The 1,731-nt window shown below is 75.0% G+C and carries 1 protein-coding gene and 1 pseudogene; both read right to left on the bottom strand.

All coding sequences use genetic code 11. From position 1 onward, the window contains the following. Nucleotides 1–193 (bottom strand): annotated as a pseudogene (locus AOK03_RS43015) (hypothetical protein); the annotation flags it as partial. A 73-nt stretch (nt 194–266) separates the two neighbouring features. Beyond that, nucleotides 267–1,628 (bottom strand): MFS transporter, encoded by a 1,362-nt coding sequence (locus AOK03_RS39745; RefSeq protein ID WP_055570189.1) that lies wholly within the window; start codon nt 1,626–1,628, stop codon nt 267–269. Nucleotides 1,629–1,731 lie beyond the last annotated feature (103 nt).

Raw genomic sequence — 1,731 nt, 5'->3', positions numbered from 1 at the left:
GCTGCACCAACGCATAGACGGAGAACCCGAGTCCGGCCAGACCGGCGACCGCCCCCACGAGGCTCGCCACGCGGTCGGCGGTGTCCAGGTCGACCAGGAGGGCCACCAGCGTCAGCCCGACCGCGGCCGCCGCACCGGCCACCGCGACTGTCCACGCCAGTCCCCGCCGCCGGTCCCCCGCCAGTACCGCCACTCCGCACCCCTTTTGCTCCCGTGCCCCGCCATGCCCGACACCCGAAGTTAGCGCGGACGGGGCGGTGGTGAGCTCAGTCCCGCGGAAGCAGCCACGCCGCGAGGGCGGTCGTGGCGCAGAGCGTGAGGCCGACGACGACGAGCCCGGTGTGCATCCCGGAGAGCGAGAAGCCGGGCTCTCCACCCTCTCCGCCACCGCCCGCGAGCAGTGCCCCGAAGAGAGCGACGGACATCGCGCCGCCCGTCTGGCGCAGGGAGTTGAGGAGACCGGACGCGGTGCCCGCGCGTTCGCCGGGCACGCTGTCGAGGAGTTGGGCGGTCAGCGCGGGGACGGCGAAGGCGCCGCCGAGGCCGGTGGGGACGAGCAGCACCAGGACGAGCCACAGCGGCGTGTCCGCGCCGAGCGGCACGAGCGCGAACATGGCGAGGGCGAGGACGGCCTGCCCGAGCACGATGACCCGCCGCCGCCCCAGGCGTTCGGCGGCGCGCGGCGAGACGAGGTTGGTGCTGGTGATGATGGCCGCGAGGGGCACGAACATGAGCCCGGCCCCGACGCCCGACATGCCGCGCAACTGCTGGTAGTAGAGGCCGAGGAGGAAGGTCACGCCGTAGAAACCGGCGTTCACCGCGAAGCCGACCGCGAGGGCGACGCCGACCTGCCGCTGCCGCAGCAGCGCGAGCGGGACCATGGGCGCGGGGTGCCGCTTCTCGGCACGGTGGAAGGCGAACCCGGCGGCGACGGCAACGGCGAAGGCGGCGAGCACGGGCACGCTCGTCCACCCCAGGTGACCGCCCTCGATGACCGCGAACGCGAGCCCCGCCAGGGCGAGTACGGCCGTCGCCTGCCCGGCGAGGTCGAGCGGCGCGGGCCGACGCGGGGAGCGGGCGACGCGGGCGAGCAGGACGAGGACGACCGCGCCCACGGGCAGGTTGAGGAGGAACACGGACCGCCACCCGGCGGCCTCCGTCAGCACGCCGCCGAGGACGGGCCCCACCGCGACGGACACGGAACCGCCCACCGTCCACAGCGCGATGGCGCGGGCCCGGCGGCGCGGATCGTCGTAGGCCTGCCGGATCAACGCGAGGGAGGCGGGCATCACGACGGCGGCACCCGCGCCCTGCGCGACGCGGGCGGCGATCAGCGCGCCGATGCCGGGCGCGAGGGCGCAGGCCAGCGAGGCGACGGTGAAGAGCCCCACGCCGAGGACGTACGCCCGCCGCGCCCCCGCCCGGTCGGCGAGCGCCCCGGCGGACAGCATCAGGGCGGCGAACATCAACGTGTACGCGTCCACGACCCACTGCAGCCCCGCCATGCCCCCGTGCAGGGTGGCGCGGATGTCGGGCAGCGCGATGTTCACGGCGGTGACGTCGATGGTGATGACGGTGAAGCCGAGGAGGGCGGCGAGGAGGGCGGACCGACCCGTGTCCGGACGCACCGGATGTGGGGGACTGGACACGCGAACGGCGGCGACGGCGGACATGAGACTCCTACGCTGGGACGGAGAGTTCGAGCCCCGCGTGTCGCGGGGTAACGGGCTG

The sequence above is a fragment of the Streptomyces atriruber genome, assembly GCF_001418325.1.
Lineage (GTDB): Bacteria > Actinomycetota > Actinomycetes > Streptomycetales > Streptomycetaceae > Streptomyces > Streptomyces atriruber.
The sequence above is the reverse complement of the archived record's forward strand: the minus strand, read 5'-3'. Positions and strand labels throughout refer to the sequence as shown.